The following is a 13,848-nucleotide window of genomic DNA, read 5'->3' as shown; positions in this document are numbered from 1 at the left end:
CGGCCTTCATGGTCAGTTGGGTGCCCACGGGAATGGTGTCGCGGAGACCGACGGGGCGTTCGGCAGAGGCAACGCAGACACGGTGGTCTCCTTGACGCCGGAAGACCTGAGTGGATTCCCCGGTCAGGTCGCGCAGGTGAAGCAGCAGGGGTGCCGCAGCGGTGACGAGGCGATCCTCGCCGGCGGCCGAGGAGAGTTCCACCAGGCGTGGGCCCAGCATGAAGCGGCCGTGGACGTCCTTCGCCACGAGTCGATGATGTGTCAGAGCCTGCGCCAGCCGGTGCACTGTTGGACGGGCCAAATGGGTGCTCTCCACGAGCTCCGCCAGGTTGGCCGGTCCTGCTTCCAAGGCGTCCAATACCTGGGCTGCCTTGTCGATGACCCCGACTCCGCTTCCGTTCTCCATGGCAACCATCCTTGCATCTCATATGTTGAGATGCAAGACCGCATTGTGGACACTCGACGCGCCTGCTGCAAAAGTGGTATCCGACGGGAACGCCCACACACCCCGTGGGGACCTAGGTATCAAGGAGTGACGATGGAGACGACATCGCGGCCGCGCACACTGGCCGAGAAGGTCTGGGAGGACCACGTGGTGGTCCGTGGGGAAGGCGAAGGTCTCGACCGTCGCCCCGATCTGCTCTACATCGACCTCCAGCTCCTCCACGAGGTGACCTCCCCTCAGGCCTTCGAGGGGCTGCGCCTGGCCGGCCGCGAGCTGCGTCGCGTTGACCAGACCATCGCCACCGAGGACCACAACACCCCCACGCTGGACATCGACAAGCCCATCGCCGATCCCATCAGCGCCAAGCAGATCAATACGCTGCGTTCCAACTGCGAGGAATTCGGTGTCCGCCTGCACTCCTTGGGGGACAAGGAGCAGGGCATCGTCCACGTGGTGGGACCGCAGCTGGGGATCACTCAGCCTGGCATGACCATCGTCTGCGGTGACTCGCACACGTCCACGCACGGTGCCTTCGGCGCCCTGGCCTTCGGCATCGGTACGTCCGAGGTGGAACACGTCATGGCCACCCAGACGCTGCCGCTGAAGCCGTTCAAGACCATGGCCATCAATGTCGAGGGCACTCTGAAGCCCGGCGTGACCTCCAAGGACATCATCCTGGCCGTGATCGCCAAGATCAGCACCGGCGGCGGCCAGGGTTATGTCCTGGAATACCGCGGCTCGGCCATTCGTGCTCTGTCCATGGAGGCGCGGATGACCATGTGCAACATGTCCATCGAGGCCGGCGCTCGTGCAGGGATGGTGGCCCCGGACGAGACCACGTTCGAGTTCATCAAGGGTCGCCCGCACGCCCCGCAGGGTCAGGATTGGGAGGATGCCTTGGAGTACTGGCGTTCGCTGCCCACCGACGAGGGCGCCACCTATGACGCCGAGGTGTTCCTCGACGCCGATGAGCTGGAACCGTTCGTCACCTGGGGCACCAACCCCGGCCAGGGTGTCTCCCTGTCCCAGCCCGTCCCGGATCCGGAGGCCATGACGGACGAGAACGAGAAGATCAACGCAGCCAAGGCCCTGGACTACATGGGGCTGACCGCGGGGACGCCCATGAAGGACATCCGCGTGGACACGGTCTTCCTCGGTTCCTGCACCAACTCCCGCGTTGAGGACCTGCGCTCGGCCGCGGAAATTCTCAAGGGCCGTGAGAAGGACCCGAACGTGCGCATGATCGTGGTGCCGGGCTCGGCTCGTGTGCGCCTCGAGGCCGAGGCGGAGGGGATCGATCAGGTCTTCAAGGACTTCGGAGCGGAGTGGCGTTTCGCCGGTTGCTCCATGTGCCTTGGCATGAACCCTGACCAGCTGGAGCCGGGGGAGCGTTGCGCCTCCACCTCGAACCGCAACTTCGAGGGTCGGCAGGGCAAGGGTGGGCGCACCCACCTGGTGTCGCCGCTGGTCGCCGCGGCTACGGCCGTGCGCGGAACCCTGTCCTCGCCTTCCGACCTGCCCTCTCTGGTGCCTGTCGGCTGAGTACTCTCGACGGCGGTCATGCCCGACGACGGTGCAGTCGCCGTCCGCGCCCGCCCCGCCTTCGCAGGGTCGGCCCGCCTACGGCAGGCACCCAGAACGACGCGAACCCCTCTCTTTCTTCTTTTCAGTCAGGAAGCATCCACATCATGGAGAAGTTCACCACCCACACCGGCATCGGCGTCCCGCTACATGCCTCGAACGTCGACACCGACCAGATCATCCCTGCGGTGTATCTGAAGCGCATCACCAAGACCGGGTTCGACGACGCCCTCTTTGCCCGGTGGCGTCAGGATCCCGAGTTCATCCTCAACCAGGAGCCCTACGATCGCGGCACCGTGCTCGTGGCCGGCCCGGACTTCGGTACCGGTTCCTCCCGTGAGCACGCCGTATGGGCGCTGCGCGACTACGGATTCAAGGCCGTCATCTCCTCACGTTTCGCGGACATCTTCCGTGGAAACTCCGGCAAGCAGGGTCTGCTGGCAGCGCAGGTGGATCAGGGCGACGTCGAACTGATCTGGAAGGAACTGGACAACAATCCAGGAACCGAGGTCACGGTGGACCTCCCCTCCAAGACGGTGTCCGTGGGTTCCCTCACAGTGCCGTTCCAGGTGGACCCCGATACCGCGTGGCGTCTGACCGAGGGGCTGGATGACATCGACCTGACTCTCCAACAGGCCGACGCGATCACCGCGTACGAGGCCAAGCGGCCCTCCTTCAAGCCCAAGACCCTTCCGGCCAAGTTCGAGGAGCCGTTCATCCCGGTCCGTCGCGCCCGGTGACAGGCGAATCCTAGGAATCCGCTGTCAGGGAACTCTCGCGCGCCGGACGGCGGCGCCAGGGTGGCCTGGGTATGATGAATCCGGTCCACGGAACTCGTGGGTGGTCTAATCTTCAGGTGAGGTGCGTGCAAGCGTGTTGAACAAGGTGCTCACGATCAACGGCGGACAGCCACTGAGCGGTTCCGTCAAGGTCCGTGGAGCCAAGAACCTGGTTCCCAAGGCCATGGTCGCGGCCCTGCTCGGGGACGGCCCCTCAGTGCTGAGGAACGTGCCGGAGATCAAGGACGTGGACGTCGTCACGGGCCTGCTGGAGCTTCACGGTGTCACCGTGGTGAAGGACCAAGCGACCGGGGACCTGACCATGGACCCGTCGGCGGCGAAGACGGCCTCCAGCAACGAGATCAACGCCTTTGCCGGGGACTCCCGCATCCCGATCCTCTTCTGCGGCCCCCTGATGCACACCATCGGTGAGGCCTTCATCCCGGACCTGGGCGGCTGCAAGATCGGTGATCGGCCCATCGACTATCACCTTGAGGTGCTGCGCAACTTCGGCGCGGACGTGTCGAAGACGGACCACAGCACCGTCATCTCCGGTCGCAACGGGCTGCATGGCGCCAAGGTGCGCCTCCCGTACCCCAGCGTCGGTGCCACCGAGCAGGTGCTGCTCACCGCCGTGAAGGCGCAGGGTGTGACGGAGCTGAAGAACGCCGCTCAGGAGCCGGAGATCATGGATCTGATCGCCGTGCTCCAGAAGATGGGCGCCATCATCAACGTCCAAGACAACCGCACCATCGTGATCGAGGGCGTCGAAACGCTCCGGGGCTACGACCACACCGCGCTGCCGGACCGCAACGAAGCAGCCTCGTGGGCCTCCGCCGCACTGGCCACAGAGGGTGACATCCTGGTGCAGGGTGCCGACCAGCAGGATCTCTCGGCGTTCCTGAACACCTACCGCAAGCTCGGTGGCGAATTCGACGTGGTCCGGGAAGGCATCCGCTTCTACCACCCGGGCGGGGATCTCAACCCGCTCGTAGTGGAGACCGACACCCACCCGGGATTCATGACCGATTGGCAGCAGCCACTGGTGGTGGCCATGACCCAGGCCAAGGGTGTCTCGATCGTTCACGAGACCGTGTACGAGAACCGTTTCGGGTTCACCGACGCACTGGAACGCATGGGGGCCACGGTGCAGCTGCACCGCCATTGCCTGGGTTCCGCCCCGTGCCGCTTCAACAACCGCGACTTCAAGCATTCCGCCGTGATCACGGGCAAGTCCACCCTGCAGGGAGCCGACTTCACGATCCCCGACCTGCGTGGTGGTTTCTCCCACGTCATCGCTGCGCTCGTCGCCAAGGGGCGTTCCAACGCCTCCGGTATCGGCATCATCTCCCGCGGCTACGAGCACTTCGTGGACAAGCTCCACGGTCTGGGCGCCGACGTCGAGGAGACCGGGGGACGAGCCTGATGCGTCGTCGTCCCCGCCTGCTCGGGCAGACCAAGGAACCACTGGCCGCGCGGATCGGTTTCGCGACCCTGGCCAACGCGGCCCGGCCCGTGGCGAACCTGCTCTTGGGGCATACCTGGCGCGGCTTCGACCGGATCCCTCCCGGTTCAATCCTGGTGGCGAACCACGTGACGGAACTGGACCCGGTGACCGTTGGCCTGGCCCTGTACGACAACGGGATCAATCCGCGATTCCTGGCCAAGGAGTCCCTGTTCAAGCTCCCCGTCGTAGGAAAACTGCTGACACAGTCCGGCCAGATCCCCGTGGACCGCGGTGGAGCCGGTGCCGGCGCGTCGTTGCGTACCGCGAGGCAGGTCCTGGATCGCGGAGGCTGCATCGTCGTCTACCCCGACGGCACCCTGACCCGGGACCCCGACCTGTGGCCACAGAAGGCCCGTACAGGTGCGGCTCGACTGGCACTGAAGACCGGTGCCCCGGTCATACCCGTGGCGCATTGGGGCGATCAGGAGTTGTTGCCTCCCTATGCCAAACGCATCCACCCGTTCCCTCGGAAGCACGTGACGGTGCGCGCAGGCGATCCAGTGGATCTGGATGACCTGCGTGGGGGCAAGACCACCCGGACGGTGCTCAACGAGGCAACCGACCGGATTGTTGCGGCGCTCACGGCAGAGGTCGCTCGACTCCGTCCGCGCGACACGCCGCCCGAGACCCCCTGGGACCCGGAGGAACACGGCCAGAGCCTCACCGGACATCCGACTGCTCCTGCAGCTCAGGCCGGCGGAAGGACCAAGAACTGATGTTGAGCGCTCCGAATCGCATCGCAGTGATGGGGTCAGGATCGTGGGGAACCACGTTCGCCAAGGTCCTGGCCGATTCCGATCCCAGTGTGCCCGTGGTGTTGTGGGCTCGTCGCGATGCCGTGGTGCAGGAGATCAATGAGCACCACACCAACTCCACATATTTGGGCGACACCGCACTTCCGGCCAATATCTCCGCCACGGTGAACCCGCGGGAGGCGCTGAAGGGTGCCTCGTTGGTCATTCTTGCCGTACCCGCGCAGTCGCTGCGGTCCCAGCTGGAGGCATGGGGCGAGGCCATCTCGCCCGACGCCGTGGTGGTGTCCCTCATGAAGGGACTGGAACGCGGCACCGACCTGCGTATGTCTCAGGTGGTCACCGAAGTCGCGGGGGTCCCCTCAGAACGGGTGCTGGTCCTCTCCGGCCCCAACCTGGCACGAGAGATTGCTCGCAACGAACCCACCGCGTCCGTGGTCGCCGGGGACGACGAGGAAGTGGCGGCATGGGTGGCCCAGGCCTGCAGTCCCGGCTATTTCCGTCCGTACACCAATACCGACTTGATCGGTGTGGAGCTCGGCGGGCTCGTGAAGAACGTGATCGCCCTCGCCGTGGGTATCTGCGACGGGCTCGGCATGGGGGACAACACCAAGGCCACCGTCATCACCCGCGGTTTGGCCGAGACCACACGTCTGGTGCTGGCCATGGGTGGTAAGGCAGAGACCATGGCCGGGCTTGCAGGTATGGGCGATCTGGTCGCGACCTGCTCCTCGCCGCTGTCGCGTAACCACACGGCCGGCCGGCTGATCGGCGAGGGGAACACCCTCGAGGAGGTCGGGCAACTGATGACTCAGACTGCCGAGGGCATCAAGTCAGGTGCCGCGGTGGCGCACCTCGCCGCAGCCCACGGTGTGGAGATGCCCATCACCGAGGCCGTGGTGGCCGTGGTGGAGGGTAAGGCCCCCGTGTCGGACATGGCACGGAAGCTGCTTGATCGTGAATTGAAGTCGGAGGAGAAGCGTCGATGACTGCCCAACGCCCCAGGGTCCTGTTGCTCTTCGGAGGGCGCTCTTCGGAACATGCGGTGTCCTGCGTGACCGCGGCCGGCGTTCTGGGTGCCCTGGACCCGGCAGCCTATGACGTGGTTCCGGTGGGGATCACCCGCTCCGGCGCATGGCAGCTCGTGGATCCTTCCTCCAAGGTGCTTGACCCCGACGCGTTGGCATCAGGTCACACCCCGGAGATCACGGACAGCGGCGAGCACGTGCGTTTGGGGGACACGGGGACCCAGCACGCTTCGACCGTGCAGAGCGTGAACCCCTCGGGTGTCCTGTCCGAGTTGGGTCGTATCGACGTGGTCCTGCCCCTGTTGCACGGTCCCTACGGCGAAGACGGGACCCTGCAGGGAATGCTGGAGCTGACCGGCATCCCCTACGTGGGTTGCGGGGTCGCAGCGAGCGCCCTCGGCATGGACAAACACCTGTCCAAACTGGCGTTCGAGGCGGCCGGACTCACCGTGGGACCCTACGAGGTCATCACCGACCGGGACTGGCTACGTGATCCGCAGGCCGCGGTGCAGCGTTGCGAGCACCTGCAGCGCCCGGTGTTCGTGAAGCCTGCCCGCGCGGGGTCCTCGGTCGGTATCACCCGGGTGGACGTCGGGGACGACCTGGTGGCGGCCATCGAGGTGGCCCGCAAGGAGGACCCCAAGGTGTTGGTGGAACAGGGCATCACCGGCCGCGAGATCGAATGCGGTGTCCTCGACGGCCGTGCAGCCACCTTGCCTCGGGCCTCCTACCCTGGCGAGATCGTGGTGGACGCCGAGCTCCAGGGCTTCTACGACTTCGACACCAAGTACGTCCACACGGCCGCAGCACAGACTGTGTGCCCCGCCGACCTGACGGCCCAACAGACCGAGGGCATCCGCGAGCAGGCTGTGCGTGCCTTCGAAGCCGTGGGCGGTGAGGGTCTCTCACGCGTGGACTTCTTCCTGGACACGGAAGGGAACTGGGTGATCAACGAGATCAACACCATGCCCGGTTTCACCCCGCACAGCATGTACCCGCAGATGTGGGCGGCCACGGGCGTCCCTTACACCGAACTGGTGGATGAGCTCTTACAGCTGGCCTTACATCGCAAGACCGGCCTGCGCTGATTATCGGGGTGCCTCCTGGCACTTCTTCTCAGCAGGGACGTTCTTCACGGCCTCGGCCAGAGCCTCGGCCACGTTGGAACTGGACACATGCTCGGTGTCGAGGTTGACCTCGATACCGGGGACACGGCCATAGGCGGTCATCCGCCACTTCGTCTCGGATTCCTCGGTGGAGACCCAGTCGACCTCGCCCACGGTGGTGCACGGATCCGAGGTGGGACCGCGATCCTTGGTGCCACAGCGCAGGATGATGCGAGCAGGGGCACCCCACGCAGCGGTGGCCTGGCTGGGGGTGGTGCGTTTCTCCAAGCCATCCAGTTCCTTGGGGAGGTCCAGCATGACCTGCGCGCACCCTGGATCCGTGGCGGACGGGGCGGGCTGTACGGTTTCCGCCGAAGTGCAGGCGGCCAGCACGGGTGTCACGACAGCGAGCGTGCCAAGAGCCGCCACGCTGCGCGCCCTGAACCCGCCGCGAACGGCACTACGAGGTTTGGCAGGGGCCCACGGAGAACTGACACGCATATCTGCCAGCCTAGCCTCTTCGGGCCCACCTACGGACGGACCTAGACTGGGGAGCGGCATGCACGCTAAGTCAGAACAAGCTAGGGGTCGCGGACCAGCCATGAGTACAGACTCAGAGACCACCTCCCGTCCCAGTACCGGCGAAGCCGCTCTGCGGGGCTGGTTGGATCTGGCCGTATCGGCGCTGGGAAATCACTCCGACCGTCTCAACGCGATCAATGTCTTCCCCGTCGCAGACGGCGACACGGGGTCCAATCTGTACCGTACGGCGCGCTCCATCCAGCAGGCGCTGCGCGATGTCCCTGCGGTCCGGGGTGGGACGGCGGACCTTGGCCATGTTCTGGGCGCAGCGGCCCGAACCGGACTTGAATCGGCTCAAGGCAACTCCGGCACCCTGCTCGCTGTGGCGCTGTGTGGTTTCGCAGAGGGCTTGGAGGGTGTCACCAATCTCACCGGTCCGGTGGTGGCCCGGGCCATCGACGTCGCTCGGGTGAGGGCCTGGTCGGCCTTGTCCGAACCCGTGGAGGGTACCTTGCTCTCCACGCTTTCCCTTGCCGCGCGGGCCGCCGGCGGCAGCGCGTCAATGTGCACTCCGGATGAACCGGCACGGCAGGTCCTGTCGAAGGTGTTCACGGCAATGCTGACGGCATCGGCGGAGGGTGTGTCGCAGACCCGGCACCAGCTCGCCTCGGTTCAAGAGGCCCGCGTTGTGGACGCAGGAGCCGTCGGCATGCATCTGGTTCTGGAGTCCCTGGTCTGTGCCGTCATGGGGACGCCCCTGGACGAGGACTTCTACGATGCACTTCCCGGATATGCCGTCGACGCCCCGGACATCAGTGAGGCAGCAGAACAGGCCGAAGGTGTCGAGGTGATGTGTACCGTCTCCATGGAACCCCTGGCGGCCGCCACGTTGCGCGCGGAACTCGATTCGGTGGGTGACTCGGTCTTGATGACACCACTGCCTCGAACGGAATCCACTGCGGGGGAGGACCATGCTGGTTCTGAATTCGTATGGCGCGTCCACGTGCACGTCCCCGACGCGGAGGTGGCGTTGAACGCCGTCCGGTCGCAGGGAGAACCCACCGCCATCAGCATCACCTCCCTCAGCCACGACCATGGCGATGCCTCGGCGTCCACGAACGGGAGCGATTCTTGACGGGCGCCGGTTCCCGGCCGGGCGCGCCTCGCGTCACCGATCCCACGGCCGTGGGACCCGAGACGGACCTGACGCGCGTCATCGGCTCCAAGAGCGCCAAGGTGATTCAGCAGGCCTTCGACTACACCACGGTGGGGGAGCTGCTTGACCATCTGCCCAGACGCTATGTGGACGTCGGGGAGATCACGCCCATCGTCGAGTTGCCCTATGGGGAGGACGTCACGGTCGTGGCGACCGTGGTGCATGCCTCTCAGCGACGTATGCATTCTCGGCGGGGTTTTCTGCTGGAGGTGGAGGTCGTGGACGAAGCCCCGTCCCAGGGCCGCCTGCGGATGACGTTCTTCAACGGCTATCAGGCCGCCAAGGACCTGCTGCCCGGAACCCGCGCCGTGTTCTCGGGCGTGGTGGATTCCTACCGGGGACACACGCAGTTGACGCATCCGGAGTACACGTTGCTCGGTCAGGACGACGAAGCCGAGGCCCGTCCCTTCCCGGTGTATCCCAGCTCCGGGAAGCTCTCCCAGGTGCGCCTGCGCAGGACCATCGCCACCGTCCTCGACAGCGTCACGGTGGGGGCCTTCCCCGACGCCGTGCCTGCGGACATCCGTAGCGCCCGAGGACTCCCGGGATTGGTGCAGGCCCTCGAGTCGGTGCACCGTCCTGCCACTGTGGCCGAGGGATACGCCGCGCGGCGGCGGTTCGCCTACGACGAGGCGTTCCAGCTGCAGGTGGTGTTGGCGGAGCGCAGGCTGGCGAACGCGGAGCGGTCAGCGACGCCACGTCCTCGAACTTCTGGAGGGATGCTGGACACCTTCGACTCCCGGTTACCCTTCACCCTCACCGAGGGCCAAGTGGAGGTTGGCACTCGCCTGGAGCGAGGATTGGCCACGCCACACCCCATGAACGTGCTGGTACAAGGCGAGGTCGGCTCCGGCAAGACGCTCGTGGCCCTGCGGGCCATGTTGCAGGTGCTCGACGCCGGTGGTCAGGCAGCCATGCTGGCCCCCACCGAGGTGCTGGCCGCTCAGCACGCCGCTACGCTGCGTTCCCTGCTGGGCGATCTGGCGCAGGGCGGAATGCTGGGCGGGAACGAGAACGGCACGCAGGTGGAACTGCTGACCGGCTCGCTGCCCGCCGCCCAGCGCAAGAACGTGCTGCTGAAGGCCGCCAGCGGCGAGGCCGGGATCGTGGTGGGCACACATGCGCTGCTCTCGGACAACGTGATCTTCGCCGACCTCGGCCTCGTCGTGGTGGACGAACAGCATCGCTTCGGTGTGGAGCAGCGGGACAAGCTGCGGTCGGGGGACGGTCCCACCCCACACCTGCTGGTCATGACCGCCACCCCGATCCCGCGCACCGTCGCCATGACCGTCTTCGGTGACGTGGAGGTCGCCACCCTCAAGGGCCTGCCGGGAAACCGCGCAGAGGTGAGGACCTTCGTGGTGCCCCTGCAGTTACCGGCGTGGAGGGACCGGCTCTTCGCGCTGCTACGGGACGAGGCGCAGGCGGGGCACCAGGTCTACGTGGTGGTGCCCCGGATCAGTGAGGACGAGGCAGAAGAGGATGACGCTCCGGAGCCGGCCCTCACGGCGTCGGACACCGGCGTATCGGAGGCCCACGAACCGCGCAGGACTCCACTGGAGACCATGGAGACCGTCCTCCGCGACCATCCTGCCCTGCAGGGCATCTCCATCGGCACCCTCCATGGGAGAATGCCTGCGGACGAGAAGGCTGCGGCGATGGCCGCCTTCGAGAACGGGAGCACACAGATCCTGCTGGCCACCACCGTGGTGGAGGTGGGCGTGGACGTCCCCAACGCGACCGTCATGGCCATCATCGACGCAGATGCCTTCGGTATCTCCCAGCTGCACCAGCTCCGTGGGCGCATCGGGCGAGGGTCGCTGCCCGGAACCTGCCTGCTGGTCACCGACCTCGACCACGATCACCCGGCCGTGGAACGACTCGAGGCCGTGGCCGCCACCCGCGACGGCTTCGTCCTGGCGGAGAAGGACCTCCAGACCAGGCGGGAGGGTGACATCCTTGGCGCCATGCAATCCGGCGGCCGCTCCACGCTGAAACACCTGCGGGTGATGCGAGACGCCAAGCTGATTCAGGCCGCCCGTGAGGACGCGGCGGAGGTCGTGACACCCGGCTGGCGCGACGACCATCCCACCCTCGCCGCAGCCGTTGACTCTCGCCTGGATGAACTGGGCACCGACGACGCCTATCTGGAAAGGGGCTGACGAGACAGGATGAGCCGCATCATCGCTGGCACCGCAGGCGGCCAACGCCTCACACCCGTCCCCACGGACGCCACCCGCCCCACCACCGATCGGGTCAAAGAGGCCCTCTTCTCCAGGCTCGAGAGTTGGGACGTCCTCCGCGACGCAGTGGTCCTCGACCTCTATGCAGGTTCCGGCGCGCTTGGCGTGGAAGCCGTCAGTCGCGGTGCCACCACGGCAACCCTCGTTGACCAGGCAAACGCGGCGCAAAGGGCGCTCAAGGCCAACGCCTCCTTGGTGTCCACGCAACGCACCAGGGTGGAGGTGAGTAGGAGGTCCGTGAATGCGTTCCTGAGCACCTATTCGGGGCCGGACGTCACGCTCGCCTTCCTTGACCCGCCCTACCCCTTGAGCGAGGAGGCCCTCGCGGAGACCCTGACCAACCTGGACCCACACCTGGCTCCGGACGCGGTCATCGTGGTGGAACGCTCCTCACGCTCACCGCAGCCCACCGTGCCGGCTCGCTGGCACGCGCTGAAGGAACGCGGATACGGGGAGACCACGCTCTGGTTCTACGAGATCCCGGTGGAGGAAGACCCCTCGGCCGGCTAGCGGGGGATCAGCTACCCAGGAAGTCCAGCTCTGCTCCGGAGAACACCGAGGCGGGATGAGGGCCGGCGGCTTTCACCTGCTCCAGCCGCTCCGACGGCCAGGCATGTCTCGACGCCACCAGGATCACGTTGCCCGTGTAATCGCCGGAGAGAACGTCGCTCGGAGCGGTGACGAACACGGATGCACCCTGCGATCGGCAGGCGGCCACGATCGTGCGGGTGGCCGGCAGGCCGCCGTCGTCCCCGATGTTGATGAGCACGGCGCCGTCCGGGCCAGTCAGGGACAGGAGCCTGCCCATGTAGTCGGCCGAGAGCAGCCTGGCGGGGGAGTGCTGGTCCAGGGCGATGTCCAGGACCACCGCGGCGAACGGCGCATCGGATTCGACCGAACCCAGCGCGTGCTCCACGTCCCCTGCAACGATCCTGGTCAGTGACGGTGTCGCTAACGGGTAGGAGCTTGTCACGAAGTCCATGAGCTCTTGGTCAAGATCCACGACCACCTGTTTGAGGCCCGGGTGGGTGACCTCGAGTCGCCTGGTCAGGGACAGCGCGCCGCCACCCAGGTGCGCAATGGCCGCCGGTTCCGTCGGCGTGTGGTGGGAGAGCGCAGGGACAAGGTCCAGGATGTTCGCGACCCTTTGGAGGTACTCGTACACCAACGTCGTGGGCGATCCCGGGACCAACGTCGATTGTTCCGCACCTCCCACGGTGAGGACCACGGCGTCGGGCCGATACGGGTCCGGTTCCCAGCCGGCCTCGGTCCCTGAGGCGGGCAGACGCACGCGGGGCCCAAGGGCCGACGGCCTGTCCCCGGTCATGCGGCGCCTCCGGCACCGTCGCCCGCCGGGGCGCCTGACAGCGCGTCGGCCACGCGGGGGAGACCCTCGGCGAGGCGCTCAGCGGCGGCCGAGATGACGTCGTCGCGCTTGCAATGTGCAAAACGCAGCAGCGACGAATAGGACCGCTCGTGCTCCGGCACACAGAAGACCCCCACCGGAATGCCGACCACACCGACGGCCTCCGGCAACAGGCGGGCCGCCGCCGTGGCATCCGCGATGCCGAGAGGCGCGAGGTCTGCCACCACGAAGTAGCCGCCCTGCGGGCGGAACACGCGTGCGCCAGTGGCTTGCAGGCCCTCGGACAACAGCTCCGACCGACGCCCCAGATCGGCAGCGCGGGAGGAGAAGAACTCGTCCGGGTACCCCAACCCGCGGGCCACCGCGGACTGATACACCGGCCCCGACGAGTAGGTCAGGAACTGTTTCACCGAGCGGACCGCGGTGATCAGCTCGGCCGGGCCGGTGGCCCACCCCACCTTCCACCCCGTCAGGGAGAAGGTCTTCCCCGCGGACGAGGCCGTGATGGTGCGCTCAGCGGCACCCGGCAGGCACGCGATGGGGCGGTGACGGCCGCTGAAGACCAGGTGTTCGTAGACCTCGTCCGCCAGGATCACGGCATCGTTGTCCCTGGCCAGGTCGACGATGAGTTGGCGTGTGGCGTCAGAAAACCTGGTCCCTGTGGGGTTGTGAGGGTCGTTGACGATGATGACGGCAGTGTCCCGGTCCACCGCTGCACGCAGGGCTTCGGGATCCGGTTGGAAGTCCGGGGCCAGGAGCGGGACGGGATGCAGCTGCGCGCCGGCCAAGGATGCGATGGCGCCGTAGGAGTCGTAGAACGGTTCCAACACCACCACGTTGGAGCCGGGCGTGCACAAGGCCAACAGCGTCGCGGCGATGGCCTCCGTTGCGCCGGTGGTGACGACCACCTGAGTGTCCGGGTCGAGCTCCACCCCGTAGAAGCGGCGCTGGTGCTCACAGATCGCTGTTCTCAGAACGGCATGACCAGAACCCGGTGCATATTGATGTGGGCTCGCGGAGCCCGGGGACGGTGTTTGCAGCATGGTCTCGGCCGCGAACCGGATCATGTCCTCCGGGCCGTCCGTGTCCGGGAAACCCTGTCCCAGATTGAGCGCGCCGGTGCGGTTCGCTGCGGCCGTCATCTCCTCGAAGATGGTGGGAGCGGCCGTGCCGTCGGCCTTGAGGAGCCTGGCGCCTTGCGCGGCACGGATCCAGGGATCGGCGGACAGATCGATATGCGGAAGAGAACTCACGACACCCATTGTGGCGCGTCGGGTGCTGAACGCCGATGACCAACAGTTAT

13 protein-coding genes are annotated in these 13,848 nt (G+C 66.5%); 9 read left to right on the top strand and 4 right to left on the bottom strand.

Annotation, left to right across the window (positions count from 1 at the left end; genetic code table 11):
- The coding region (locus tag Q0A15_RS01580; RefSeq protein WP_291277785.1) for a helix-turn-helix domain-containing protein at positions 1-406 on the bottom strand (406 nt) is incomplete at its 3' end.
- A 132-nt stretch (positions 407-538) separates the two neighbouring features.
- Here Q0A15_RS01580 and leuC point away from each other — a divergent pair.
- The 6 genes from leuC to Q0A15_RS01550 all read left to right on the top strand — a co-directional run bounded on the left by leuC (position 539) and on the right by Q0A15_RS01550 (position 7,180).
- On the top strand, positions 539-1,987 hold the full coding sequence (leuC, locus tag Q0A15_RS01575; RefSeq protein ID WP_291277784.1) for a 3-isopropylmalate dehydratase large subunit: 1,449 nt from the start codon (positions 539-541) through the stop codon (positions 1,985-1,987).
- Between the two features lie 146 nt (positions 1,988-2,133).
- The gene (gene leuD / locus Q0A15_RS01570; RefSeq protein WP_291277783.1) at positions 2,134-2,766 is read left to right on the top strand and encodes a 3-isopropylmalate dehydratase small subunit; all 633 of its coding nucleotides are present in this window, start codon (positions 2,134-2,136) and stop codon (positions 2,764-2,766) included.
- 136 nt (positions 2,767-2,902) lie between these two features.
- Entirely contained in the window at positions 2,903-4,231 is a 1,329-nt protein-coding gene (gene murA / locus Q0A15_RS01565) for a UDP-N-acetylglucosamine 1-carboxyvinyltransferase (protein WP_291277788.1), read from the top strand.
- Entirely contained in the window at positions 4,231-5,028 is a 798-nt protein-coding gene (locus Q0A15_RS01560) for a 1-acyl-sn-glycerol-3-phosphate acyltransferase (protein WP_291277782.1), read from the top strand. Before murA ends, Q0A15_RS01560 begins: the two co-directional genes overlap by 1 nt.
- Positions 5,028-6,053 carry an NAD(P)H-dependent glycerol-3-phosphate dehydrogenase gene (locus Q0A15_RS01555; RefSeq protein WP_291277781.1) on the top strand — a complete coding sequence of 342 codons (1,026 nt, stop codon included), beginning with the start codon at positions 5,028-5,030 and terminating at the stop codon, positions 6,051-6,053. The genes Q0A15_RS01560 and Q0A15_RS01555 overlap by 1 nt, the downstream gene beginning before the upstream one ends.
- Positions 6,050-7,180, top strand: coding sequence for a D-alanine--D-alanine ligase family protein (locus tag Q0A15_RS01550; RefSeq protein WP_291277780.1), 1,131 nt, complete (start codon positions 6,050-6,052; stop codon positions 7,178-7,180). The genes Q0A15_RS01555 and Q0A15_RS01550 overlap by 4 nt, the downstream gene beginning before the upstream one ends.
- Here the strand turns inward: Q0A15_RS01550 and Q0A15_RS01545 are convergent, their stop codons facing one another.
- The gene (locus tag Q0A15_RS01545) at positions 7,181-7,627 is read right to left on the bottom strand and encodes a DUF3515 family protein (RefSeq protein WP_291277779.1); all 447 of its coding nucleotides are present in this window, start codon (positions 7,625-7,627) and stop codon (positions 7,181-7,183) included.
- A gap of 172 nt (positions 7,628-7,799) precedes the next feature.
- On the opposite strand from Q0A15_RS01545, the gene Q0A15_RS01540 reads away from it, so the two are divergent.
- The 3 genes from Q0A15_RS01540 to rsmD are packed head-to-tail and all read left to right on the top strand — an operon-like array spanning position 7,800 to position 11,689.
- Positions 7,800-8,855 carry a DAK2 domain-containing protein gene (locus Q0A15_RS01540; RefSeq protein ID WP_291277778.1) on the top strand — a complete coding sequence of 352 codons (1,056 nt, stop codon included), beginning with the start codon at positions 7,800-7,802 and terminating at the stop codon, positions 8,853-8,855.
- The gene (locus tag Q0A15_RS01535; RefSeq protein WP_367273344.1) at positions 8,852-11,098 is read left to right on the top strand and encodes an ATP-dependent DNA helicase RecG; all 2,247 of its coding nucleotides are present in this window, start codon (positions 8,852-8,854) and stop codon (positions 11,096-11,098) included. Before Q0A15_RS01540 ends, Q0A15_RS01535 begins: the two co-directional genes overlap by 4 nt.
- A 9-nt stretch (positions 11,099-11,107) precedes the next feature.
- A complete protein-coding gene (gene rsmD, locus Q0A15_RS01530; RefSeq protein WP_291277777.1) occupies positions 11,108-11,689 on the top strand; it encodes a 16S rRNA (guanine(966)-N(2))-methyltransferase RsmD in 582 nt (193 codons plus the stop codon).
- Between the two features lie 7 nt (positions 11,690-11,696).
- On the opposite strand, the gene Q0A15_RS01525 is transcribed toward rsmD, so the two are convergent.
- The gene (locus tag Q0A15_RS01525; RefSeq protein WP_291277776.1) at positions 11,697-12,506 is read right to left on the bottom strand and encodes a hypothetical protein; all 810 of its coding nucleotides are present in this window, start codon (positions 12,504-12,506) and stop codon (positions 11,697-11,699) included.
- Complete coding sequence (locus Q0A15_RS01520; RefSeq protein WP_291277775.1) at positions 12,503-13,798, bottom strand: aminotransferase class I/II-fold pyridoxal phosphate-dependent enzyme; 1,296 nt, start codon at positions 13,796-13,798, stop codon at positions 12,503-12,505. The genes Q0A15_RS01525 and Q0A15_RS01520 overlap by 4 nt, the downstream gene beginning before the upstream one ends.
- Between the last annotated feature and the right edge of the window lie 50 nt (positions 13,799-13,848).

Source organism: Galactobacter sp. (assembly GCF_022712295.1).
Lineage (GTDB): Bacteria > Actinomycetota > Actinomycetes > Actinomycetales > Micrococcaceae > Galactobacter.
The sequence above is the reverse complement of the archived record's forward strand: the minus strand, read 5'-3'. Positions and strand labels throughout refer to the sequence as shown.

Coding starts and splice junctions, on each gene's coding strand:
- leuC (WP_291277784.1), top strand. CDS start 539: ATGGAGACGACATCGCGGCCGCGCACACTGGCCGAGAAGGTCTGGGAG.
- leuD (WP_291277783.1), top strand. CDS start 2,134: ATGGAGAAGTTCACCACCCACACCGGCATCGGCGTCCCGCTACATGCC.
- Q0A15_RS01560 (WP_291277782.1), top strand. CDS start 4,231: ATGCGTCGTCGTCCCCGCCTGCTCGGGCAGACCAAGGAACCACTGGCC.
- Q0A15_RS01555 (WP_291277781.1), top strand. CDS start 5,028: ATGTTGAGCGCTCCGAATCGCATCGCAGTGATGGGGTCAGGATCGTGG.
- Q0A15_RS01550 (WP_291277780.1), top strand. CDS start 6,050: ATGACTGCCCAACGCCCCAGGGTCCTGTTGCTCTTCGGAGGGCGCTCT.
- Q0A15_RS01540 (WP_291277778.1), top strand. CDS start 7,800: ATGAGTACAGACTCAGAGACCACCTCCCGTCCCAGTACCGGCGAAGCC.
- rsmD (WP_291277777.1), top strand. CDS start 11,108: ATGAGCCGCATCATCGCTGGCACCGCAGGCGGCCAACGCCTCACACCC.
- Q0A15_RS01525 (WP_291277776.1), bottom strand. CDS start 12,506: ATGACCGGGGACAGGCCGTCGGCCCTTGGGCCCCGCGTGCGTCTGCCC.